The organism is Microbispora sp. NPDC088329 (assembly GCF_040685655.1).
Classification (GTDB): Bacteria; Actinomycetota; Actinomycetes; order Streptosporangiales; family Streptosporangiaceae; genus Microbispora.
On record NZ_JBFBIP010000014.1, the window covers coordinates 1 to 21,782 of the forward strand.

At 71.4% G+C, this 21,782-nt stretch carries 22 protein-coding genes; 8 read left to right on the top strand and 14 right to left on the bottom strand.

The window, feature by feature from the left end:
• Positions 1-154: 154 nt before the first annotated feature.
• The 5 genes from AB0O28_RS24310 to AB0O28_RS24330 all read right to left on the bottom strand — a co-directional run bounded on the left by AB0O28_RS24310 (position 155) and on the right by AB0O28_RS24330 (position 4,112).
• On the bottom strand, positions 155-1,600 hold the full coding sequence (locus tag AB0O28_RS24310) for an ATP-binding protein (RefSeq protein WP_363643799.1): 1,446 nt from the start codon (positions 1,598-1,600) through the stop codon (positions 155-157).
• Positions 1,601-1,638: 38 nt separating this feature from the next.
• Positions 1,639-2,151, bottom strand: coding sequence for an MSMEG_6728 family protein (locus AB0O28_RS24315; protein WP_363643801.1), 513 nt, complete (start codon positions 2,149-2,151; stop codon positions 1,639-1,641).
• Positions 2,152-2,224: 73 nt separating this feature from the next.
• Positions 2,225-3,313, bottom strand: a complete 1,089-nt coding sequence (locus AB0O28_RS24320; RefSeq protein WP_363643803.1) for a Zn-dependent alcohol dehydrogenase — start codon at positions 3,311-3,313, stop codon at positions 2,225-2,227.
• A gap of 37 nt (positions 3,314-3,350) precedes the next feature.
• Positions 3,351-3,545, bottom strand: coding sequence for a ferredoxin (locus AB0O28_RS24325; RefSeq protein WP_030506197.1), 195 nt, complete (start codon positions 3,543-3,545; stop codon positions 3,351-3,353).
• 84 nt (positions 3,546-3,629) lie between these two features.
• A complete protein-coding gene (locus AB0O28_RS24330; protein WP_363643805.1) occupies positions 3,630-4,112 on the bottom strand; it encodes a pyridoxamine 5'-phosphate oxidase family protein in 483 nt (160 codons plus the stop codon).
• 81 nt (positions 4,113-4,193) lie between these two features.
• Here AB0O28_RS24330 and AB0O28_RS24335 point away from each other — a divergent pair, with 81 nt between their 5' ends.
• Positions 4,194-4,823 carry a class I SAM-dependent methyltransferase gene (locus tag AB0O28_RS24335; protein WP_363643807.1) on the top strand — a complete coding sequence of 210 codons (630 nt, stop codon included), beginning with the start codon at positions 4,194-4,196 and terminating at the stop codon, positions 4,821-4,823.
• Between the two features lie 22 nt (positions 4,824-4,845).
• Here AB0O28_RS24335 and AB0O28_RS24340 read toward each other — a convergent pair whose 3' ends face one another.
• The gene (locus AB0O28_RS24340) at positions 4,846-5,253 is read right to left on the bottom strand and encodes a RidA family protein (RefSeq protein WP_363643809.1); all 408 of its coding nucleotides are present in this window, start codon (positions 5,251-5,253) and stop codon (positions 4,846-4,848) included.
• 99 nt (positions 5,254-5,352) lie between these two features.
• Here AB0O28_RS24340 and AB0O28_RS24345 point away from each other — a divergent pair, with 99 nt between their 5' ends.
• A complete protein-coding gene (locus tag AB0O28_RS24345; protein ID WP_363643811.1) occupies positions 5,353-5,733 on the top strand; it encodes a helix-turn-helix domain-containing protein in 381 nt (126 codons plus the stop codon).
• Between the two features lie 22 nt (positions 5,734-5,755).
• Here the strand turns inward: AB0O28_RS24345 and AB0O28_RS24350 are convergent, their stop codons facing one another.
• The 3 genes from AB0O28_RS24350 to AB0O28_RS24360 form a co-directional block, all read right to left on the bottom strand.
• A complete protein-coding gene (locus tag AB0O28_RS24350) occupies positions 5,756-6,817 on the bottom strand; it encodes a prenyltransferase (RefSeq protein WP_363643812.1) in 1,062 nt (353 codons plus the stop codon).
• Positions 6,814-7,527 carry a methyltransferase domain-containing protein gene (locus AB0O28_RS24355; protein WP_363643814.1) on the bottom strand — a complete coding sequence of 238 codons (714 nt, stop codon included), beginning with the start codon at positions 7,525-7,527 and terminating at the stop codon, positions 6,814-6,816. The genes AB0O28_RS24350 and AB0O28_RS24355 overlap by 4 nt, the downstream gene beginning before the upstream one ends.
• 188 nt (positions 7,528-7,715) lie before the next feature.
• A complete protein-coding gene (locus AB0O28_RS24360; RefSeq protein WP_363643816.1) occupies positions 7,716-8,957 on the bottom strand; it encodes a glycosyltransferase family 4 protein in 1,242 nt (413 codons plus the stop codon).
• Between the two features lie 255 nt (positions 8,958-9,212).
• On the opposite strand from AB0O28_RS24360, the gene AB0O28_RS24365 reads away from it, so the two are divergent.
• Positions 9,213-10,238 carry a GDP-mannose 4,6-dehydratase gene (locus tag AB0O28_RS24365; RefSeq protein ID WP_363643818.1) on the top strand — a complete coding sequence of 342 codons (1,026 nt, stop codon included), beginning with the start codon at positions 9,213-9,215 and terminating at the stop codon, positions 10,236-10,238.
• A 7-nt stretch (positions 10,239-10,245) separates the two neighbouring features.
• On the opposite strand, the gene AB0O28_RS24370 is transcribed toward AB0O28_RS24365, so the two are convergent.
• Complete coding sequence (locus AB0O28_RS24370; protein ID WP_363643819.1) at positions 10,246-12,153, bottom strand: hypothetical protein; 1,908 nt, start codon at positions 12,151-12,153, stop codon at positions 10,246-10,248.
• 21 nt (positions 12,154-12,174) lie between these two features.
• On the opposite strand from AB0O28_RS24370, the gene AB0O28_RS24375 reads away from it, so the two are divergent.
• Positions 12,175-12,501 (top strand): hypothetical protein, encoded by a 327-nt coding sequence (locus tag AB0O28_RS24375; protein ID WP_363643821.1) that lies wholly within the window; start codon positions 12,175-12,177, stop codon positions 12,499-12,501.
• A gap of 144 nt (positions 12,502-12,645) precedes the next feature.
• On the opposite strand, the gene AB0O28_RS24380 is transcribed toward AB0O28_RS24375, so the two are convergent.
• Entirely contained in the window at positions 12,646-13,083 is a 438-nt protein-coding gene (locus tag AB0O28_RS24380; protein ID WP_363643823.1) for a cellulose binding domain-containing protein, read from the bottom strand.
• Between the two features lie 164 nt (positions 13,084-13,247).
• Here AB0O28_RS24380 and AB0O28_RS24385 point away from each other — a divergent pair, with 164 nt between their 5' ends.
• Positions 13,248-14,477: an ROK family transcriptional regulator gene (locus AB0O28_RS24385; protein ID WP_363643825.1), complete on the top strand. Its 1,230-nt coding sequence runs from the start codon at positions 13,248-13,250 to the stop codon at positions 14,475-14,477.
• A 21-nt stretch (positions 14,478-14,498) separates the two neighbouring features.
• Here AB0O28_RS24385 and AB0O28_RS24390 read toward each other — a convergent pair whose 3' ends face one another.
• Positions 14,499-15,698: a cytochrome P450 gene (locus AB0O28_RS24390; RefSeq protein WP_363643827.1), complete on the bottom strand. Its 1,200-nt coding sequence runs from the start codon at positions 15,696-15,698 to the stop codon at positions 14,499-14,501.
• A 205-nt stretch (positions 15,699-15,903) separates the two neighbouring features.
• On the opposite strand from AB0O28_RS24390, the gene AB0O28_RS24395 reads away from it, so the two are divergent.
• Positions 15,904-16,260, top strand: a complete 357-nt coding sequence (locus tag AB0O28_RS24395) for an MmcQ/YjbR family DNA-binding protein (protein ID WP_363643829.1) — start codon at positions 15,904-15,906, stop codon at positions 16,258-16,260.
• A gap of 114 nt (positions 16,261-16,374) precedes the next feature.
• On the opposite strand, the gene AB0O28_RS24400 is transcribed toward AB0O28_RS24395, so the two are convergent.
• Positions 16,375-17,043, bottom strand: coding sequence for a TetR family transcriptional regulator (locus AB0O28_RS24400; protein WP_363643831.1), 669 nt, complete (start codon positions 17,041-17,043; stop codon positions 16,375-16,377).
• Positions 17,044-17,251: 208 nt separating this feature from the next.
• On the opposite strand from AB0O28_RS24400, the gene AB0O28_RS24405 reads away from it, so the two are divergent.
• Together AB0O28_RS24405 and AB0O28_RS24410 are read left to right on the top strand one after the other, a co-directional pair.
• Complete coding sequence (locus tag AB0O28_RS24405) at positions 17,252-18,319, top strand: acyl-CoA dehydrogenase family protein (RefSeq protein ID WP_363643833.1); 1,068 nt, start codon at positions 17,252-17,254, stop codon at positions 18,317-18,319.
• The gene (locus AB0O28_RS24410) at positions 18,319-19,491 is read left to right on the top strand and encodes an acyl-CoA dehydrogenase family protein (protein ID WP_363643835.1); all 1,173 of its coding nucleotides are present in this window, start codon (positions 18,319-18,321) and stop codon (positions 19,489-19,491) included. The genes AB0O28_RS24405 and AB0O28_RS24410 overlap by 1 nt, the downstream gene beginning before the upstream one ends.
• Before the next feature lie 64 nt (positions 19,492-19,555).
• Here the strand turns inward: AB0O28_RS24410 and AB0O28_RS24415 are convergent, their stop codons facing one another.
• Positions 19,556-21,508: a hypothetical protein gene (locus tag AB0O28_RS24415; RefSeq protein WP_363643837.1), complete on the bottom strand. Its 1,953-nt coding sequence runs from the start codon at positions 21,506-21,508 to the stop codon at positions 19,556-19,558.
• Between the last annotated feature and the right edge of the window lie 274 nt (positions 21,509-21,782).

A 21,782-nucleotide genomic window follows, 5' to 3' on the forward strand; every position in this document is an offset into this window, starting at 1 on the left:
GAATCCCTCGCCTACATCCGCTCGCTCAACGCCATCACCCCGCCGGAGGCCGCCTTCGACGCCGCCTTCTCCTCCGAGAGCTGACCTCTCTCCCCAGCTCGCGTGAGGCCGGGCCGGGCGCTCCGTCAGGGGCGCCCGGCCCTTCGGCATGTCCTCATCCCCAGGCCGCCACCACGTCGTGGGCGTCCCAGGCCAGGCCGACGCCCTCCACGTCGGGGCGGACGCCGGACAACGACACCACCACGACGCCGCTCGTCCCCGCGTCGAAACCCGGCACCTGTACGGCGTCGCGGCGCAGCGCGGCGAGGTCGTGGCCGTCGAACGGCGTGCCGAGCCACTTGATCGAGCCCGCGAACAGCACCCGCCGTGCCACCGGTGCCCGGTCCGCGCCGACCAGGTCCACCTCGGGGGAGAACCGGCGGTTCCACCACCCGCCGACGGCCTCCGTATCAGGCCAGGGCAGATCTCCCGCCGCGGCGGCCATGCCCAGCGCCTGTCTGACGACCGGTTCGACGGCCCGCCCCCGCAGGCTCGCCCAGCGTCGCCGTACGAGCCCGAAGGCGAGATCGGGCCGTCCCCGGTGCGCGTGTTCCGCCGCTGCGCGCAGGACGCCCAGGTACATCCGCAGGTTGTGATCGCGGATGCGGTACAGCGCCGGTTTTCCGGGCTGGACGGACAAGGGCTCGTCCATCGCCAGGACGCGCTTCTCGCCGGTGAGCCTGCGCAGGAGAGGGGAGAGCGAACCGGACTGCAGCGGTCCCTCTCGCCCGCCCGCCGTCGCGGCGATGGCGGCGTGCGTCCTGTCGCCGCTGCCGACCGCTTCCAGCACCCGGCGGGCCTGGTCGGGCGAGGGGAATTCCCCGAGCAGCACGGATTCGGGCACGCCGAACAGGGCGGACGCCGGATCCTCGCACTCCTGCTGGATGAACTCCAGCGGTGGAGTGCCATGCGGCCAGGCGCGCAGGATCCCGGGCAGCCCTCCGCTGGCGAGGTACGCGTCGATCGCGTCACCTCCGGTCAGGCCCAGTGCCCCGGCGGTCTCCGCGGGATCAAGCGGGTCGAGCGCCATGGTGTCGGCGCGCCCGTAGAACGGCCGGTCGTAGGCGGTCAGCCGCTCCATCATGTGGAGGTCGCTGCCCAACAGGAGCAGGAGAACGGGCTTGGCCGACAGGAGCCGGTCCCAGGCCGTCTGCAGCGCGCCGTCGAAAAGGTCGTCCTGTTCCGCCAGCCAGGGCATCTCGTCGATCACGATTATCGAGGGGGTCGGCGGGATCGTCGCGTGCAGCACGCGAAAGCCCTCCGGCCAGCTCCCGCTGGTGACGCGGACGACCTGCTCGGGATCGGCGGGCAGGCACGACTCCTTGAGCTCGGCGCAGAACGCCTCGACCGCCTCGACCGGCGACATCCCCTTGGTCGCGGTGAAGAAAAGGTACGGCACCTCGGCCTTGTCGCAGAACTCCTGCACGAGCCGGGACTTGCCGACCTGGCGGCGTCCCCTGATGGCCATGGCGGAGCCGGCACCCGTCCGGCGGACCCGGTCGAGGCGTTTGGCCAGGGCGGCCAGCTCCCGCCGCCGGCCGATGAAAGGAACCGCGCTCACCATGCCCCTTATGTAGATGACATCTACGTAGATGCAATCTACACAGTTCGACGGCCCTGGATGGTGCGGCGCGGTGGGAGCAGGGCGTTGACGCGGTCGGAGTCGGGCCAGACGTAGGGGAGGTCGTCGGGGTCTCCGGGGAACTTCGGGCCGTAGAACTCGGGATCCTTGCGCAGCAGGGCCGAGCGGTGGCTGAGGTGGAGGGCGGGGTCTCCGAGCCACGGCGGCAGTTCGCCGGCCTCCGCGAGGCCCTCCTGGGTGCGGGGTGCCCCGATGCCCCGGCACTCCAGCAGCTCCTTGGTCATCGTCCCCGCGCAGGTGTCGGCCCGGCCCAGGCCGCACCAGGCCGCGACGATCTCCAGGCCGTAGCGGACCAGCGCCTCCTCGTAGCCGGCCCACATGTGCGCCACCGGGTGGTGCCGCCAGCCGTACCCGGGAACGGTGAGCGTGCGCAGGACCTGCAGGGCCTCGACCCGCTGCTTGCCGAGGCGGAGCGGGTCGAGGACGCCGGCGGTCGCCGTGAAGTCCGGATACGGCAGGAACGTCTGCATGTCGCCGCTCGGGTTACCCCGGCCCGCCGGAGATATCCCCGCGCCAGGGAGATCTCCGGCGGTGAGGGACGTCTCAGCCGAACAGGACGATCTGCCGGAGCACCTCGCCTCCGCGCAGGGCGGCGACGGCCTCGTTCAGGTCACCGAGTTTGATGCGCGAGCTGATCATGCTGTCGAGGTCGAGCTTGCCCGCCTTGTAGAGCTTGGCGAACAGGGAGAAGTCCCTGCGGACGTCGCCGCCGCCGTACAGGGAGCTGAGGATGTTCTTGCCGTCGAACAGCAGGCTGAAGGCGGTCAGCGGCACCTGGTCGTCCATGGCCCCCGCGCCGACGATGATGACGTCGCCGCCGCGCCGGGTCGCCTGCCAGGCCGTCATGATGGCCGCCGACTTGCCGACCGCCTCGAAGCCGTGGTCGAAGCCCTGACCGCCGGTCAGAGTGCCGATCGCGTCCGGGAGCTGGTCGGGCGTGCAGGCGTGGGTGGCCCCCACCTTCTTCGCGAGCTCGTGCTTGGACTCCAGCGGATCGATCGCGAGGATCGTGGTCGCGCCGGAGATCCGGGCCCCCTGGATCACCGACAGGCCGACGCCGCCGCAGCCCACCACGGCCACCGTCGCGCCGGGCCGCACCTTCGCCGTGTTGAGCACCGCGCCGACACCCGTGGTGACGCCGCAGCCGATCAGCGCCGCGACCTCGTACGGCACGTCGGGGTCGACCTTGATCGCGCCCTGCCAGGGCACGATGATCTCCTCGGCCCAGGTGCCGCACCCGGCCATGCCGAACACGGGAGTGTCGTCGCCGCCGAACCGGAAGCGGGGCTCGGCGAAGCTCTTCATCATGTACGTCATGCAGAGGTTCGGCTGCCCCACGGTGCAGCTCGGGCAGTCGCCGCAGGCGGGCGTCCAGTTGATGATGACGTGGTCGCCCGGCCGCAGCGCGGTCACCCCCTCGCCCACCTCGGCGACCTCGCCCGCGCCCTCGTGGCCGGGAATGATCGGCAGCGGCTGCGGCAGCACGCCGGTGAGCACCGAGAGGTCGGAGTGGCAGACGCCGGTGGCCCTGATCCGCACCCGGACGTCGCCCGGACCCACCGGCGTCAGCGTGATGTCGTCTCTGATGTCGAGCTTGTCGTCGCCGACCGCGTGCAGAAGCGCGCCGCGCATGGGACCTCCTGGTCTTTCGGGGGTTGGGTGCCGCGCGTCACTCGTCCTCGAGCGACAACGCGGCCTTAGGACAGGACCGGACCGCGTGGCGGACCCGATCGAGCAGTTCGGCGGGCGGCTCGGGCATCAGAACGTGGAGGTTGTCCTCGTCGTCGACCTCGAAGACCTCGGGTGCCAGGCCCATGCAGACGGCGTTGGCCTCGCACACGTCGTAATCGACCTTGATCTTCATGGCGCGTCCTCCTCCTGTGCGTCACTTCGCGCTGGAGTTCACACGTTAGGGCCTGTCTCTCGGACCTTTCGCCTTTCGCGGCCGCTACGGCGAGATCCGCGGGACGGACCCGTCGCCGAGCTTGCGGTGGTCCCAGGAGACCACGCGAACCGGCTCGACCACGTAGGCCACCCGCTTGCGCGCGGTGTGCTCGACGTATCCTCGGGCCTCGGGACCGTCGACGGGCATGCCGGTCATCCGCCGGGTGACGTCCAGGCCGACCTCCAGGACGGCCGCCGGGTCGTCGATCAGCCGCGCCTCGCCGTAGACGAGCACCCCGCGCAGCTGCGTGTACTCGTCCCCGGTCTCGATCAGGCAGCTCACCCGCGGGTCGCGGTCGATGTTGCGGGCCTTCTGCGACTTGGCGTACGTCCAGAACGTGACGCGGCCGTCGTCGAGTCCGTGGAACATGGTGACCAGGTGGGGCGTGCCGTCGGGGTTGATCGTGCCGAGCTGGAGCTTGCGGGCGTCCCGCAGGAGCCCGGCGATCTCGTCCTCGCTCATCGCGATGCGGCCGCGCTGGTTCACGAAGCAAAGTAGAACACGTTGCATCAGGGCCGACAAGGGGCTCGCCGAACCTCGTTCGGCCTATTGGATAAGGTGCCCGTCATGGTGACCCCGATGCCCGACGACCTGCGCCGCGCCGCCGAGGACGCGCGCGGGTTCATGCCGCCCGCCGAGGGAGAGGCGCTGTACGAGATCGCCTGCGCGTACGGCTCCCGCGGGCCGATCTGCGAGGTCGGCACCTACTGCGGCAAGTCGGCGATCTACCTGGGCGCGGGGGCGCGGCGGGCGGGCACGGTGGTCTTCACGGTGGACCACCACCGGGGGTCGGAGGAGATCCAGCCGGGCTGGCCGCACCACGACCCCGAGTTGGTGGACCCGAAGACCGGGCGGATGGACTCGCTGCCGTTCTTCCGTGACACGATCGCGGCCGCCGGCCTGGAGGACGAGGTGATCGCGATCGTGGGCGCCTCGGCGACGGTCGCCCGCCACTGGTCGACTCCGCTGGCCGTGCTGTTCGTCGACGGCGGCCACTCGGAGGAGCCGGTGACCGCCGACTACGAGGGATGGGCGCCGCACGTCATGAAGGGCGGCGCGCTGGTCTTCCACGACATCTACCCCGACCCGGCCGACGGCGGGCAGGCGCCGTACCGGGTCTATCTGCGCGCGCTGGAGTCGGGCGCCTTCCGCGAGGTGCGGATCGTCGGGTCGCTGCGCGTGCTGGAACGCCTTTGACGGCGCACCCCGCCGGGCGTGCTCACTCGATGACGGCGGTGGCCTCGACCTCGACCAGATGCTCGGGCACGTCCAGCGCCGCGACGCCCAGCAGCGTGCCGGGCGGCACCGGGGTGACCCCCAGCTTCGCGGAGGCCCGCGCGACCCCCTCCAGGAACAGCGGCATCTTGGCGGGAGTCCAGTCGACCACGTAGACGGTCAGTTTCGCCACGTCCGCGAAGGAAGCACCGGCCCCGGCCAGAGCGGTGGCGACGTTCAGGTAACACTGCTCGACCTGGGCGGCGAGGTCGCCTTCGCCGACCGTGACCCCGTCGGCGTCCCAGGCGACCTGTCCGGCGACGAAGACCAGTTTCGACCCGGTCGCGACCGATACCTGCCGGTAGGCCTCGATCTCCGGCAGCCCCGCGGGGTTCAGCAGAGTGAGGGCCATGCTGCCCACCTCCTCATTAGTCTCTTGTGGTTACCGAGGAACTGTAGGAGAGTGGCCGCTGACAAGGAAGAACGCACTTTTCGGTGACAGGGGAACCTCATGGTGACCAAGCAGTTCAGCGGCTCGCCGGAGGAAGCGGACCTGACGCGGGCGGACTCTCTGGCGCGGGAGATCTTCTCCGACATCGCGAACAAGTGGGCGTTGCTGATCATCGAGTCCATCGGTGATCGCACCCGGCGCTTCAGCGAGTTGCGCGACGAGATCGAGGGTGTCAGCCACAAGATGCTCACCCAGAATCTGCGCATGCTGGAGCGCAACGGCCTGGTCGAGCGGACCGTGCATCCCACCGTGCCGCCGCGGGTCGACTACACCCTCACGGAGCCGGGCCGGGCCCTGCGGGCTGTCGTCGACGGGATGTGCGACTGGACCCACCGATACCTCGGTGACATCGAGGCCTCCCGCGGCCGCTTCGACGGCTGAACGCCGCGCACGGGCCGGCCGGTCAGGCGCGGGCGCGCTCGCAGCCGCACTCGCCGGTGATGCGGGCCTCCCGGCCGCCGGCGTCGCGGAAGATCCCCGAGCCGGGGGTCGCGCGGGCGAGGGCGTCCGCGGCGAGCACCACCGCGGCGGCCGTGTAGCCCGAGCGCTCGTTGGGGAAGTGCCGCTCGTTCACGAACTGCCAGCCGGTCCAGTAGGACCCGTCCTCGTGGCGCAGGTGCTGCATGTCGGCGAAGACCGCCAGCGCACGCTCCCGCAGCCCGGCGGCGTCGAGCGCGAGCACCAGTTCGCACGACTCCGCGCCGGTCACCCAGGGCTGGTCGGAGACGCAGCGCGCGCCGAGGCCGGACACGACGAAGGTGTCCCATTCCTGGTCGAACCGCCGGGCCGCCGCCGCGCCGCGTAAGGCGCCGCCGAGCACGGGGTAGTACCAGTCCATCGAGAACCGGCTCTTGTCGGCGAACGCCTCCGGGTGGCCGGCGATCACGTGGCCGAGCTGGTCGGCGGCGAGCTCCCAGTCGGGCTGCGGGTCGCCGAGCCGCTCGGCGAGCAGTGCCCCGCACCGCAGGCCCTGGTGGATGGACGAGCAGCCGGTGAGCAGGGCGTAGTCCGCCGGGCGTCCCTCGGCGTCGCGCTGCCACAGGATCTCGCCGCGCGCGGTCTGCAGGCCGATGACGAAGTCGAGGGCCCGCGTCACCACCGGCCACATCGACCGGGCGAAGTCCTCGTCGCCGGTCACCAGCAGGTCGTGCCAGACCCCCACCGCGATGTACGCCGCGTGGTTCGACTCCCCGGCCGCCTCGGCGGGCTCGCCGTCGCGCACCTTCATCGGCCAGGAGCCGTCCGGGCGCTGGTGCCGTACGAGCCAGTCGTAGCCCTTGCGGGCTTCGGCGCGCAGCCCGGCCACGGTCAGCGCCATCAGGCACTCGACGTGGTTCCACGCGTCGATGTGGCCCTCGGGCCAGGGCACGCCGCCCTGGTCGTCCTGGACGGCGGCGATGCTCTCGGCCGTACGGACGACCTGCTCTGCGGTGATGATCCCCGGAACGTCCGGCACCCGCCTCATGCCGGCTTCCGGACGTAGACCACGACGCTCTTGCCGATCAGGGGGTTGAGCACGGCCTCGGCCAGCCGGGTGGCGAGTGGGCGCTTCATGATGTCCCAGACGAGCAGCTCGTGGTAGGCCTTGGCCAGCGGGTGCTGGTCGTCGTTCACCCCGACCGCGCACTTGATCCACCAGTACGGCGAGTGCAGGCCGTGGGCGTAGTGGTGGCCGCCGACCTCCAGCCCGGAGGCCTTCAGCTTCGCCTGGAGCTCGGCCAGCGTATAAATCCGGATATGTCCGCCGGGGGCGGTGTGGTAGTCCTCCGACAGGGCCCAGCAGATCCGCTCGGGCAGGAAGCTCGGCACCGTGATCGCGGCCCGTCCGCCCGGCTTCAGCACGCGTACGATCTCGCGCATCGCGGCCATGTCGTCGGGGATGTGCTCAAGCACCTCGGCGGCGATGACGCGGTCGAACGAGGCGTCGGGGAACGGCATGCCGAGGGCGTCGCCGACGACGGTCTCGCCGGTCGCGCCCGCCGGCACCTCGCCCTCCTTGTCCATGGCCGCGAACATGGCCGCCACGCTCTCCATCTCGGCGGCGTCCATGTCGAAGGCGACCACGTCGGCGCCCCGGCGCAGCACCTCGAAAGCGTGCCGGCCACCACCGGCCCCGAGGTCGAGAACGCGGTCGCCCGGGCCGACGGGCAGCCGGTTGAAGTCGACGGTCAGCACTCGGTGCCTGCCTTTCGTGGGTTTCGGGGAGTCGCCGGGAGACCTTCGGAAGTCACGGAGAGGCTTCCGGGGCTCACGGGAGGCTTTCGGAGGTCACCGGTTCCGGCGGTCTGCGGTTTCGGAAGTCACCGGTTCCGGTGGTCGCCGAGATCGATAGTCGCCGGGATCGGTGGTCACGGGCTTCGGGGTCACCGGGAGGGGCGGTGCGCGGCGATGGCCTCGTGGTAGGCCTCGACGGTGCGCTTGGCGACCACCGGCCACGCGTAGCGCTCCATCACGCGCTCGTAGCCGCGGCGGCCGTGCTCGGCGCGCTCCCCGGGGGAGTCGAGCAGGCGGCGCAGGACGGCGGCGAGCTCCTCGGGGTCGCCGGGGGTGACCTGCACGGCCGCGTCGCCGACCACCTCGGGCAGGGCGCCGGTACGCGAGGCGACCAGCGGCGTGCCGCACGCCATGTGCTCCACGGCCGGCAGCGAGAAGCCCTCGTACAGCGAGGGGACCACCGCGACCTCGGAGGTGGCGATCAGCTCGGCCAGCTCCTCGTCCGGGATGCCGTGCACGAACCGCACGCGGTCGTGCAGCGACAGCTCGTTGACCAGCTGCTCGGTCGGCCCGCCGGGCGTCGGCCTGCTCACCACGGTGAGGTTGACCTCGCGCTCGGTGGCGAGCTTGGCGACCGCGCGCAGCAGGGTCGCCACGCCCTTCATGGGCGAGTCGGCGCTGGCCACGGCCACGATCGAGTTCTCCCGCTTCGGCAGTTCCGGCCGGGGGTGGAAGAACCGCGTGTCGACGCCGAGCGGGATCAGCCGCATGTTGGACTGCGGCACGTTGAAGTCGCGGTGGATGTCGGCCAGCGACGACTCGCTGACGGTCAGGATCGGGCTGAGCCGGGGCGCCACGATGCTCTGCATGCGGACGAAGCCGTACCAGCGCCGCATCGACAGCCGCTTCCAGCCCTTGGCGGCCTTCAGCTCGATCCGCCGGTCCACGCTGATCGGGTGGTGGATGGTGCCGACCACCGGGAAGATCTTTTGAATGCCGAGCAGGCCGTATCCGAGGGTCTGGTTGTCCTGGACGACGTCGAAGTCGCCCCGCCGCCTCTTCAGCTCCCGGTAGGCCCGCAGGCTGAACGTCAGCGGCTCGGGGAAGCCGGCCGTCCACATCGTGGCGACCTCGAGCGCGTCGATCCAGTCGCGGTATTCGTCGCGTTTGGGGGTACGGAACGGGTCCTCGTCACGGTAGAGGTCCAGGCTCGGCACCTTGTTGAGGATCACGCCCTCGTCCAGCTCCGGGTACGGCTGGCCGGAGAAGACCTCGACATGGTGGCCCAGAGCGACGAGCTCGCGGCTTATGTGGCGCAGATACACCCCCTGGCCGCCGCAGGTGGGCTTGCTGCGGTAGGACAGCAGCGCGACTCGCAGCCTCTCCGCCAAGAGGCACCCCTTTCCAGCCGGTTTCCCGCCGTGCCCCCGTGGGGCTGCTCGCCAGGAACACTACCATTTGACCTTAGATGGGGTAGGTGAGGTGGAAAGGGTCCTCGCTCGACTCCCACCCTGCCCGACCTGGGGACTTAGCTTACTCGAACGAGATTCGGTGTAACGCGTTCTAGTGGGTGTATGCAGGCGAGGCCGGGCAGGACGGTACATTCGCCTCTCATAGGCCAAGTTGGGCGCTACGAGGAGGATCCGTTGGCCAGGCGTGCGCTGATCACCGGCATCACCGGTCAGGACGGCTCCTATCTCGCGGAACACCTGCTGAGCGAGGGATACGAGGTCTGGGGCCTGGTCCGCGGGCAGGCCAACCCGCGCGTCCCGCGCGTGCGCCGGCTCCTGCAGGACGTCCGGCTGGTCCGCGGTGATCTGCTCGACCAGGGGTCGCTGATCTCGGCCGTGGAGAAGGTGCAGCCGGACGAGGTCTACAACCTCGGCGCGATCTCGTTCGTGCCGATGTCGTGGGAGCAGGCCGAGCTGACCGCCGAGGTGACCGGCATGGGCGTGCTCCGGGTGCTGGAGGCCATCCGCGTCTGCTCGGGGATCACCGCCTCGCGCGGCACGGCCGCCGGGCAGATCCGCTTCTACCAGGCGTCGTCCTCGGAGATGTTCGGGCAGGTCAGGGAGACGCCGCAGACCGAGCGCACGCCGTTCCACCCCAGGTCTCCCTACGGCGTGGCCAAGGCGTACGGGCACTTCCTCACGCAGAACTATCGCGAGTCGTACGGGATGTTCGCGGTGTCGGGGATCCTGTTCAACCACGAGTCGCCCCGGCGGGGCGCCGAGTTCGTCACCCGCAAGGTCTCGCTGGGCGTGGCACGGATCAAACTCGGGATGGCCGCGGAGTTGCGCCTGGGCAACCTGGAGGCGCGCCGTGACTGGGGCTTCGCCGGCGACTTCGTCCGGGCGATGCACATGATGCTGGCGGCCGGCGAGCCCGAGGACTACGTCATCGGCACGGGACGCACGCACTCGGTGCGCGAGCTGGTCGAGGCGGCGTTCGCGGCCGCCGATCTGGACTGGGAACGGTACGTCGTCTGCGACGCGTCGCTGCACCGCCCGGCGGAGGTCGACCTGCTGTGCGCCGACCCGAAGAAGGCCCGCACCCAGCTCGGCTGGGAGCCGACGGTGTCGTTCGAGGAGCTCGTGGCGATGATGGTCGAGGCCGACCTGCGCCTGCTCGCCGACGGCGGCGACCCCGAGCAGGACTCCTCCTGGGCATGACCGGGAGTCACGGGGGAGTGAGATCCCGGCTCACCGCCTCCGCGACCTTGCCGATGCCGTGTTCGAGACGGCGGAAGTAGGTGGCCCTGGACAGGTGGAGGCGATGCGCGAGGAGGTCGTGGCCTCCGGCGCGGGCGAGGTAGTACAGGCGGAGGATCTCCCCGGCCTCGGCGTCCACAGCCGACGCCGACGACGCGAGCGCCTCCACGGCCTGCCGCAGGAGATCGGCGAGCGCGGGCGCCGGGCGCGGGCCCGATGCGGCCGCCCGGGTCGGTGCGCGAAGGTCCCGCAACGCGGCGCGGACGAGTTCGGCCGTCCGGCCGGGTCCCGCGGAGTGAGGGTCCTGCATCCGCCGCAGCCATCCGGACAGGTTCTGCGGCGTGAACGTGCGGGTGTAGAGGGCGCTCGGCCGGCCGCACCGGTAGACGTCGTGCCGCGTGTCGCCCATGCGGCGCAGGCCGAAGCGCGCCGCCATCTCCTGGTAGGGGATCCACGGCGTGGACACGACGAGCCGGCCGCCGTCGATCCCCGCGGTGAGGATGTGGCGGACGAGTGCGGGCTGAGCCCGGGCGAACTGCGGCTCGACCGCCATCATGCCGACGACCCATCCGGACCGCCCGAGGTTCAGCACCGTGTCCGCGTACTGCTGGAGCAGCGGCTCCAGCGCCGGTGCGCCGCCGGGATCCAGCGGCGTGAGGTTGACCATCCCCACCGCGTGATCGTCGGTGTCCACCGCGAGATGGAAGCCATGGTCGGCGCCGGAGAGCCACAGATCCCGCATCCGCCCCACCTGGCGTTCCGCCAGGCCCTCGGCGTCGCCCCACAACCGGATCAGGCGGCCGATCGCCTCGTCGTCGCCGTCGCCCGCGCGCCGGATCGAGAACTCGCCGCGCCCGTCGGCGTACAGATCACGGCGCGCACGCCGGTTCCCCGACAGGTAGAGAACCTGGTCGGCGAGCCGGGCCCGCAGCGGTGGGTCGGCGGTGCGGGCCAGCTGGCGGTGCCGATGCTCGGCGGCCCGGGCGGCCATGTCGTCGCGGAGCACCGGGTGACGCCAGCGATAGGCGAGATCGAAGAGCGTGCGGTACGGCTCGGCGACGGTCAGCCCGTGCCGGTCCGGGCGGATCACGCTCAGCCTTCCCAGCCGCGTGAAGGCCCTGGGCGGAAGCCGTGTCAGGGCGGTGAGGAGATCCTCGTCCGCTCCGTCGACGGCGGCCACGATCGGCAGCGTTTCGGCAGGAATCCCCCGGGACTCCACGCCCAGGCGAAGCAGCACCTCGCCGGCGGCCGCGTCGGCCGGCGCGCCCTCCGGGCCGGGGTCGCCGCCTCTGAGGATCGCCCGGCACAGCGAGTCCGCGATGAGCGGGATCCCGCCGCTGAGCCGTACGACCAGGTCGGCGCGCGCCGGGTCCGTCACCCCGAGCGCGCAGGCGAGCCCGCGGATGTCGGCGGGCGACCACGGCCCGAGCTCGACGGTGACGAGCGGCCTGTGCGCCCACCCGGGCCGTGAGGCCAGGGGCAGCCGGCCGGCGATCAGGAACCGGCCGCGACCGGCCCGGTCCAGGAGACGCGCCGCCGCGTCCGCACGGCGGTCGGTGTCGACACCGTCGATGGCGAGCGGAGCACACCCGTCCAGGTCGCCGTCAGCCGGCGTATGGACCTCGGCCGGCGTACGGAGGTCCACGAATCCGGACGACAGCGTCGCGAGCAGACGGCTCTTGCCGACGCCGAGCGGGCCCACGACGTTGACGATCGCCGACGCGCCCGCCTCGTCCAACGCTGCGACGACAGCACGGGCGGCCTCCGCGAAGGCGGCCGGCACGGCGGGCGAGCCGGCGAGCCGGTGGACGGAGGCGGGGAGGTTGAGACCCGGTTGAGACTTCGACGGGGACGAGCGCCGATACGTTCGGGTCACGTCGAACACGGAGGGGTGATCATGTTCACTGTCGTCCGCGCACGCGCCGGCGCCGCCGCCGTCGTCATCGGTGTGATGAGCGTCCTCGCTGTCACCGCCCGGCCCGCCCAGGCCGCCGTCAACCCGGCCAACTGCCAGTTCGGCTACGACCTGTCCATCGGACGCGTGGCCGCCGACTGCTGGAACAGCACCGGGTCGGGATGGTACATCCAGCTCACCTGCGAGCGCTTCGCCAACGGCAACCACTACTACGCCAGAGGATCGATCGTCTACGGCAGCGGCGTGTCGGCCGCGCAGTGCAACGCGCACCTCTCGGAGATCGCCGACGTCGAGATCGTCAACATCTGAGCCGGCGTCCACCGGGTCGCACGCCTGCGGCCGGTGCCCGGCGGTGTTCCGGGAGCGGGAGGCCTGCCGGCCTCCCGCTGTCGTCCCGTCGGCCCGCCGGGCGCTCGGGTCGGGGGTCACGATCCGTCCGCTCGGAACGGCGCCCTAGGAGATGTCCGTGTAGGTCACTTTGCAGGGCACGCCGTTGAGAGTGAAGTCGGTCGGTTTGTCATTGATCCCGCTGTAGGTGCCCTGGAAGCCGAGGGAGGTGCTCGCGCCGGGGTCGATGCTCTTCGCCCAAGTGGGGTTGACGGCCTGGACGCTCGGGGGTGTCTGCGTCCAGGTCGCGCTCCAGCCGACCGTGATCTTCTGATTGCCGGAGAACAGGAACTGCAGGATCCACGGGCTGAAGGGCTTGGAGCCGGTGTTGGAGATCGTCAACAGGGCGGTGAAGCCCGTGGCCCAGTCGGCGCTGGCGTAGGTCACCTCGCATCCGTAGCCGGGCGGGGGCGAAAGGGCCGCAGCGTGGGCGGGGGCGGCCGACAGCGCGGCCAGCAGGAGACCGGCCACTGCGATACCGGACGACGTGCGGGAAGAGCGCATGGATCCCCCTTCGGGACGCACACCCGCGATGCGGGGTGGTGGGGCGGGAGGGGTGTTCCAGCGCATCGTGAGCCGCCTCAAGCACGCTGTCAAGATTCCCGCGTTCTCGCGCCGGAGCCGTCCCAAAATTGACACAAAACCTACCAAGTGTGCATGATTTTTGCATGCTATCCAGGCCAGATGTCGTGTCTCCGGTGCGGCGCGGGCACGAGCAGGCCGTGCTCGGCCTGCTGCGCGGGCACGGCCCGCTCAACCGGGGCGAGATCAGCAGGCGGTGCGGTCTGTCGCGCACGACCCTGCACGACACGCTCCGCGGGCTGCTGGCCACGGGCGCGGTGGTCACCGCGGTGCCGGACGAGGGACCACGCGGCCGGGGGCGTCCGGCCGAGAAGCTGACCCTCAACACCTCGGTGGGCCAGGCCCTCGGCATCGACTTCGCCCGGCGTGCGGTGCACGTCGCGGCCGTCGGCGTGACGTACGAATTGGTGGGCTCGGCGGGGGAGGCGCACGCGCCAGGTCTGCCGTGGCCCGATCGGGTGGCCCTCGCCGAACGCCTCGTCCGCGGGCTTGCCGGCGCGGAGCCGTGGCGCAGGGCGCTCAGGGGCGTCGGCGTGGGCGTCGTGGGGCCGCTGACCGGGGCGCGGGACGGGACCCTCTCCGGCGTCGGGACTCTGCTCGGGGAGCGCTTCGGCGGGCCGGTGCTGCTGGACAACAACACCAGGCTCGCGGCGCTCGCCGAGTCGACGTGGGGCGCGGCCGCCGGCGACCAGGACGTGCTCTACCTACGGCTCTCGTACGGTGTCGGCGGCGGGGTGGTGGCCGGAGGCGTGCTGCACCGCGGCGCCGACGGGGTGTCCGGGGAGATCGGCCACATTCCGGTGGACCCGGCGGGAAGGCCCTGCGAATGCGGCGGCACCGGATGCCTGGAGACCGTCGCCTCGATCAGGGCGGTGCTCGACGCCTACCGCGCCCGGGGCGGCCACGGCGACGACCTGCCCGCCCTGGCGGCGGCCGTGGCGGCGGGAGACCCGATCGCCCGGGGCCTGCTGCGCGACGTGGGCACCCAGATCGGCCGGGTGCTCGCCGCGCTGTCCAATGCGATCGGGCCCAGGGTGATCGTGATCGGCGGTGAGCTGGCCCAGATCGGCGATCCGCTCCTTGGGCCCGTTCGGGAGGCTCTGAACGCGGGCGCGGTGCCGATCTCGCGCCACCGGCTGACCCTGCGCCGGGCGGCGCTCGGCGACGCCGCCGGCGCCCTCGGCGCAGTCGCCCTGGCGCTCGGGGACTCTCCGCTGCTGTCGCGCTACCCGGCCGCGGAGCCGGATTCCGGCCCGGCAGGCGCCGATCGGAACGGCGGGGTCGCGGTCCGGCCGCGCCTGGCCCTGACCTTCTGACCCCGCCGTCCTCGCCGCCCTTCAGCCGAGGGTGACGGGCAGTGTCTTGATGCCGTTGATGAAGTTGGACCTCAGCCGCGTGGCGTCGCCGCTCTGCCGGATGCCGGGCAGGCGCTGGGCCAGCACCTCGAACAGCACCCGAAGCTCCAGCTTGGCCAGGTGGTTGCCGAGGCAGAAGTGCGCCCCGCCGCCGCCGAAGCCGATCTGCGGGTTGGGGTCGCGGCCGATGTCGAACTCGTCGGGCCGCTCGAAGACCTCCTCGTCCCGGTTTGCCGACGCGTAGAAGACCACCACCTTGTCGCCCTCGGCGATCTTCTGGCCGCGGATCTCGGTGTCCGCCATGGCCGTACGCCGGAACAGGTTGACCGGGGAGACCCACCGGACGATCTCGTCGGCGGCCGTCCTGGCGAGGGAGGGGTCGTCCACCAGGCGCTTCCACTGGTCCGGGTGCTCGAAGAGGGTCAGCATGCCGCCGGACGCGGCGTTCCTGGTGGTCTCGTTGCCCGCCACGATCAGCAGCAGGACGAACAGGTCGAACTCGTCCTCGGTCAGCGTCTGCCCGTCCTCGTCGGGCTGCAGGAGCCTGGTGACGATGTCGTCGCGCGGGTCCTGCCTGCGCGCCTCCGCGAGGCTGTGGGCGTAGGAGTAGACCTCGATTGCGGCGGCCTGCCCCTCCTCGGGGCTGGTGGAGTAGTCGGGGTCGTCGCTGCCGATCATGCGGTTGGACCACTCGAAGATCTTGCCGCGGTCCTCGACCGGCGCGCCGAGCAGTTCGCAGATCACGTAAAGCGGCAACGGCGCGGCGATGTCCCGGACGAAGTCGACCTCGGGCTTGCCCTGGATCTCGTCCACCAGCGCGTGGCAGATGTCGCGGATGTGCTCCTCCAGCCGCCCGATCTGCCGCGGGGTGAAGCCGCGGTTGACCAGAGAACGGCGCCGGGTGTGCTCGGGCGGGTCCTGGTTGAGCATCATCAGCCGCTGGAACTCGCGCTGCTCCTCTGGCATCTCGTCGAACAACGCCAGCTTGCGGGCCGAGGAGAACAGGTCGGAGTGACGGGAGACGTGGACGACGTCCGCGTGCTTGGTGATCGTCCAGAATCCGGGCCAGTCGTCCTGTCCCTCGTGCCAGTAGACGGGCGCGTTCTCCCTGAGCCAGCGGAGCTGGTCGTGCGGAACCCCGCTGCGCGCGTAACGGTCCTTGTCGACGAGGTTGATGTCCATGGGATTCACCTAATCGGGTTTGGCAGCCCTTGGTAAGAGGGACGATCGCCCTGCGGGGGGCCGGCGGGATCGGATACGGCGATCAGTCGCTTGCTCGCGCTGCTCTGCAACGTGTTCTATTGCCGTGGTCACGGCCCGTCAAGCGCCTCGGGGGTGACGGATCGCTGTCGCCGTCCTGTCGGTGGGCTCTGGTACGACTGGGCGCATGGGTGTGAGTGTCGAGGAGTTGTTGGCCATGCTGGACCGGCTGCCCGAGGTCAGCCAGGGCCAGGGCGGCGACTGGGTCTCGTTCAAGGTGCGCGGCAAGGGCTTCGGCTACCTGTGGGAGCGCACCGAGACGGTGGGTCTCAAGGCGACGATCGAGGAGCAGATCGCGCTGGTGGCCGAGCGGCCCGAGGTGTTCGAGCCGCAGTTCACCGCCGGGCGTTTCGGCTGGGTCGTGGTCCATCTGGCGAAGATCGACGCGGACGAGCTGTTCGAGCTGGTCACCGAGGCGTGGTGCCTCACCGCGCCGAAGGCCCTCGTCGAGGCGCACGAGTCCGGGCCCGGCGCGTTGCCGTAGAACTGAAACATGTTCTAGCTGAATAGGGTGATTGGACGTGATCGGCTCGCGGGCGGTCATGCGAAGAGTGGACGACGTGACGCCGGTGAGCGGGGGCGCTGTCGGAACGGGAATCTAGAAACCCGCCAGCAACCTCTCGGCGGCGATCTCGATGCGGTGCTGGATCTGCTCGTAGGTGCGCCGCCCGCGCAGCATCTCCAGCAACTCCTGCACCCACACTCCGGCGAGGGAGCCGGTGAGCACGAGCTGGTCCTCCGCGGGCAGGTCCTCCGACGGTGGAACCGAGCGGCCGTTGCCGGCGACACGCAGCAGCAGGCTCGCCATCCGGTCGCCGAACGGCGCCTCCACCTCGGCCATGATCAGTGAGCGGATGAGCGCGTCGGCGAGTTCCGGCTCGCGCATCAGGCCGCGGGTCGCCCGCATCAGCACGTCGACCGCGCGGCCCGCGGGGTGTGCCGCGCTCGGCGGGCGCCGCTCGATGCTGGATTCGAGCAGGTCGATCTCCTCGCCGACCACCGCCACGACCAGGTCCATCTTGGAGGGGAAGTAGCGGTAGAGCGTTCCCAGTGCGACGCCGGCGCGCTCGGCGACCGTGCGCATCTGCATCGCCTCGACGCCTCCGCGGGAGGCGAGGGCGGCCGCCGCCTGGACGATGCGCCGACGCCGTTGGTGCTGGCTCCTGGTGCGGACACTCGGAGTGGCCGGAGCCGGATGGCCGCCCGCGCCGGAAGGGCCTTCGGGGAGCGGTGGTGGAGCGTCGGCGACTGTATGCGAAGTGCGCATAGGAACACGTTATCTGATTTCGGCTCCCGCTCGGTGGTTACCCGCCGGTCACAAAAGTGCTGGCATGTTAATGACTTTCGTGTTTCCGTCGCGTGTCGCCACCGCTTCGGGGCCACCCTCTGGACAGAGATTAGAATCTGTTCTACTTTGCGAAACTGGGCGGTGATCTCGCCCCACAGGCAGCTCGGCGGCACACGCGGGAGGCGCGGTGGACTTCGATCTCGACGAGACCCATGCCGAGTTGCGCGCGCTGGCCGCGTCGGTGCTGGACCGCGAGGCGGACCAGGCCAGGATCGAGGCGCACGAGCGCGGCGGCCGGCCGTACGACGCGGGGGCGTGGAAGGCGCTGGCGCAGGCGGGCCTGCTCGGCGCGTGCCTGCCGTCCGAGGCGGGCGGTGCCGGGCTCGGCCCGCTCGCGGCGGCGGTGATCCTGCGTGAGGTGGGAGCCCGCGCCGCGCCGGTTCCCGCGCTGACCGGTCTGATCGCCGCGCTGACCGTCGCCGGGCACGGCACGGACGCCCAGCGGCGGGCGCTCGCGCCGTTCGGCGAGGGGGAGGAGGTGCTGACCGTCGCCTTCCGCGAGGCCGGAGCGGGCCCCGGCGATCCGCCGGCCGCGATCGCCGGGGACGGCCGGATAACCGGGCGGCCCGGGATCGTCCCGTACGCCGCCGAGGCGTCGGCCATTCTCGTGCCCGCGCGGTCCGGGTCCGGGGCCGCGCTGTTCCTCGTACGGCCCGGGGACGCGCTGTTGTGCCCGGTCCCGTCGGCGAGCGGGGAGCCCGCGGCCGCGGTCATCCTCGAGGACGCGCCGGGCGAGATGGTGGGGGAGCCGGACGGCGCGGCCGTGGCCGCGTTGCGGCTGAACACCCTCGCGGCCGTGACCGCGGCCGCCTCCGGAGTGCTGGCCGGCGCGCTCGCGCTGACCAAGGGACACATCGCCACGCGCAGGCAGTTCGGCCGGGTGCTCGCCGAGTTCCAGGCGGTGACCATGCAGATCGCCGACGTCTACATCGCCGCACGCGCGCTCGACGTCGCCATGTGGACAGGGGCGTGGCGGCTGACCGAGGGGCTGCCCGCGGAGCGCGACCTCGCCGTCGCCGCCTACAACGCGGCGGGGCAGGCCGTGCGGGCGCTCTACACCTGTCAGCATCTGCACGGCGGCGTCGGCCTCGACCTGACCTATCCGCTGCACCGCTACTTCGGCCTGGGCAAGCACCTCGCCCATCTGCTGGGCGGTGAGCGGGCCCAGCTCGACCTGATCGGAGCCCTGGTCTGATGTTCATCGAACTGACGGCGGAGCAGCGGCGGCTCCGCGACGACCTGCGGGCCTACTTCGCGTCCTGCCTGACGGGCGAGGAGCGCGCCGAGATCGCCCGGGACCCGTTCGGCGAGGCGTACATGGCGCACTGCCGCAGGCTGGGCCGCGACGGCAAGCTCGGCCTCGGGTGGCCGGAGGAGTACGGCGGAGGCGGCTACGGCTCCGTCGAGCAGCAGATCTTCGCCAACGAGGTCGCCCGGGCCGAGGTGCCCTACCCCGTGATCACATTGCAGACGGTCGGCCCGACGCTGATGCGGTACGGCACGGACGCGCAGAAGGAGTTCTTCCTGCCGCGCATCCTGGCCGGAGAGTGTCACTTCGCGATCGGCTACAGCGAGCCGGAGGCGGGCACCGATCTCGCCTCGCTGCGCACGACGGCGGTGCTGGACGGCGACCACTACGTGGTCAACGGGCAGAAGGTGTTCACCTCGGGCGCCCACCACGCCGGCTACATCTGGCTGGCCGCGCGCACCGACCCGGCGGCGGACAGGCACCGGGGGATCACCATGATGATCGTCGACTGCGCGGACCCCGGATTCTCCTGGACGCCGATCACCACCATGGACGGCCGCCACCACACCAACGCCACGTACTACTCGGACGTGCGCGTCCCGCTCGACATGGTCGTCGGCGAGGTGAACAAGGGCTGGGACCTGATCGTCAGTCAGCTCAACCACGAGCGTGTCACGCTCGGGCCCGCCGGGACACTCGCGCACACCCTCGATCGTTTCGTCCGCTGGGCCAAGACCCATCCGGGCCGCGACGGCGTGCCACTGTGGGAACACCCCGACGTACGGCGGGCCGTCGCCGAGGTGTACGCGTACTTCCGGACGAACGAGCTGCTGAACTGGCAGGTCGCGGCGTCGATGGACCTTGGCTGGCTGGGCGCGCCCGACGCCTCGGCCACCAAGATCTACGCCTCCGAGCGGGTGCAGGACGCCGGCCGGATCGTCGGCGACACGCTGGCCCGCTTCGGCGACCCGTACGACGAGGAGACGCGCGACCTGATCGAACGGATGGACCGCGGCGTCAAGGGCGCGCTCGTGCTCACCTTCGGCGGCGGCGTCAACGAGGTCCAGCGCGAGCTGATCGCCATGCTCGGGCTCGGGCTGCCCAAACCGCCACGCTGAGCGCGCCCCCGCGCCGCGCCGCATGCAAGGCTCGGCGCAGGGCTCGTTCTCGGCTCGGCCGGGCTCAGGGCGTGAAGACCGTCGGCACGTTGAGGAAGACGATCACCGCGATGATCAGGCAGATCAGGATGCCGACGACCTCCCACAGCCAGTCGTAGTGCCGGTCGCGCTTGACGCGCCGGCCCTTGCCGGCGCTGTCGCCGCCGGACGGCTTGCCGGCGTGCTTGCTCGCCGTGTTCGTGCCCGAGGTGTTCTTGCCGGTGGTGTTCGTGCCTGCGGCCTTTTTGCCCGCGGTGCGCTTGCGTCCCGCGCGGCGGGTGCCCGCGGGCGCGGGAGCGGGGACTGCCGCGGCCGCCGGGTGGACCAGGACGTCCGGCTTGTCGGCGACCCAGGCTGTCTGGAACGGCTCGGCGTGCTCTCCGGCGGCCGGATCGGCCTGCGGAGGTGCGGGAGCGAACGCGTTCACGGGCGGATCGGCCGGAAGGAACGACTCGAGAGGCGACGCCGGCGGGATCTCGCCGGACGGCTCCTCGGTCTGCGGGAACACCGGGGGGAGCGCGCCGGCCTGTTCCGTGGCGGGAACCGGATCGAAGGGCCCGACCTGCGGGAAGGCCCCGGCGGGCTCGTCCGGCTGCGGCGAGCCGGTCTTCTCGGCCGTACCGAACGCGTCGAAGGGCACCGCGAAGCGGAGGGTGTCGAACAACGCGTCCAGCGGGTCCGCCGGGTGGGGTGTGCCGGTGGCGCCGGGCGCCGGGAAGGGGTCTGCCGGGCGCGGCGGGTTTCCGAAGGCGTCGAATGGTTCTGCCGGTGGTGGTGTGGTGCCGAAGGCGTCGAACGGTTCTGCCGGTGGTGGTGTGGTGCCGAAGGCGTCGAACGGTTCTGCCGGGTGGGGTGTGCCGGTGGCGCCGGGCGCCGGGAACGGGTCTGTCCGCCGGGGGACGCTCGACGTCCCGAACGCGACGAACGGGTCCGAGTGGTGGGGGGCGTCGGAGGTGCCGAAGGCGTCGAACGGCTCCGCCACGTTCTCCGCCGGGCCCCCGGCGGGTGGCGTGGCCGGGCCGGGCCGGGCGGATTCGCGCGGGGACGTCTGCGGCTCGACGGGTGCGGCCAGGGCCTCCGGTCGCTCCGCGGGCGCCGGTCGCCCGGCGCGCTTCCTGCGCAGACGCCCCTCGGCGAGCGAGTTGAGCAGCGATCCGCGCAGCCGGGGCATGGGCTCGGTGGTCGCCTCGTGCTTGGCCTTGCGCCGGGAGCCCTGCGGCTGTCCGATGGCGTCGGTTTTGACCACGCACGTGTTGGTGACCTGGTCGGGGTCGCTCAGCGGCAGCGGCCAGGTCGGCGTGGTCGGCCACAGTCTCTTGGTGGCGAGCCCGGAGGGCTGCTCCCGGCCCGTGGCGGTGCTTCCCGGCTCCTCGTACGGCAGCGCCGCCAGCACCCGGTTGCGCACGGACGCGGCCGGCCGGCGCCAGGGCAGCCGGGTCAGCACGTCGCCGATGGGAGAGACGCCGATGGCGTCGTACACCTCGGCGACGGAGTCGGGCACGAACGGCGCCGACCTGGCGGCGGTGACCGCCGTCTCCAGGGTCTGGCCGAAGCGGCGTGCCGCCCCCGCGATCAGCTCCTCGGCGGTGTCGGCCGCCACATCGAGAACCAGCGAAAGCTCGGGCGCCGTGAGGCCGCACACCTCCGACAGCAGCAGGACCTCCCGCTGGTGTGGCCGGATGTCCCGGAACACCCGCTCGATCAAGGCGGTGGCGGGGTCGGCGACGGAGTCGACGGCCGGCAGGGCGTAGCTGACGTCCCGGCGGTAGATCTCCCGTCGCGCCAGGGCGTACAGCGCGGCGCGCGAGGGTGGTTCGGCGGTCGGAGCGGTGGTGAAGACGGCCACCACGGCATCGGCGGCCGACGTCGTCTCACCGAGTTGGTCGTGGCAGTACGCGAACAACCCCGCGGCGTGACGCTCGTAGAGCTCGGCGATCAGTTCGCTCCTGGAGCGCTGACCGGTGAGCGGTGGAGTCACGACCGGCTCCTCAGAAGTTCATGGCTGGTCCGTATCGGAGGGACGCGGCGGAGGGATAGAAGAGGCGTGAGAGTAATCATGCCAACACATCGCCGCGTCACGCATCAGGAGATGCCCTATTGATAGATAACTAGGCCCGGCCGCCGCCGTAGGCTGACGGCCGGATGTTCTACGCGAAAGGGGTGGCGTTGGATATCCGGGAGGTTCACGGGGAAGAGCGGATGGGCTTCGCGATGTTGGCTTGATCGCACACTCTTTCGAAGGGCGAGATGGC

Excerpts from the sequence above, each read along its gene's own strand:
- AB0O28_RS24315 (WP_363643801.1), bottom strand. The coding sequence starts at position 2,151 with ATGCAGACGTTCCTGCCGTATCCGGACTTCACGGCGACCGCCGGCGTC.
- AB0O28_RS24350 (WP_363643812.1), bottom strand. The coding sequence starts at position 6,817 with ATGAGGCGGGTGCCGGACGTTCCGGGGATCATCACCGCAGAGCAGGTC.
- AB0O28_RS24390 (WP_363643827.1), bottom strand. The coding sequence starts at position 15,698 with ATGGACATCAACCTCGTCGACAAGGACCGTTACGCGCGCAGCGGGGTT.
- AB0O28_RS24340 (WP_363643809.1), bottom strand. The coding sequence starts at position 5,253 with ATGGCCCTCACTCTGCTGAACCCCGCGGGGCTGCCGGAGATCGAGGCC.
- AB0O28_RS24325 (WP_030506197.1), bottom strand. The coding sequence starts at position 3,545 with ATGAAGATCAAGGTCGATTACGACGTGTGCGAGGCCAACGCCGTCTGC.
- AB0O28_RS24375 (WP_363643821.1), top strand. The coding sequence starts at position 12,175 with ATGTTCACTGTCGTCCGCGCACGCGCCGGCGCCGCCGCCGTCGTCATC.
- AB0O28_RS24320 (WP_363643803.1), bottom strand. The coding sequence starts at position 3,313 with ATGCGCGGCGCGCTTCTGCACGCGGTCGGCGACGACAAGCTCGACATC.
- AB0O28_RS24410 (WP_363643835.1), top strand. The coding sequence starts at position 18,319 with ATGTTCATCGAACTGACGGCGGAGCAGCGGCGGCTCCGCGACGACCTG.
- AB0O28_RS24400 (WP_363643831.1), bottom strand. The coding sequence starts at position 17,043 with ATGCGCACTTCGCATACAGTCGCCGACGCTCCACCACCGCTCCCCGAA.
- AB0O28_RS24335 (WP_363643807.1), top strand. The coding sequence starts at position 4,194 with ATGGTGACCCCGATGCCCGACGACCTGCGCCGCGCCGCCGAGGACGCG.
- AB0O28_RS24385 (WP_363643825.1), top strand. The coding sequence starts at position 13,248 with ATGCTATCCAGGCCAGATGTCGTGTCTCCGGTGCGGCGCGGGCACGAG.
- AB0O28_RS24345 (WP_363643811.1), top strand. The coding sequence starts at position 5,353 with ATGGTGACCAAGCAGTTCAGCGGCTCGCCGGAGGAAGCGGACCTGACG.
- AB0O28_RS24380 (WP_363643823.1), bottom strand. The coding sequence starts at position 13,083 with ATGCGCTCTTCCCGCACGTCGTCCGGTATCGCAGTGGCCGGTCTCCTG.
- AB0O28_RS24395 (WP_363643829.1), top strand. The coding sequence starts at position 15,904 with ATGGGTGTGAGTGTCGAGGAGTTGTTGGCCATGCTGGACCGGCTGCCC.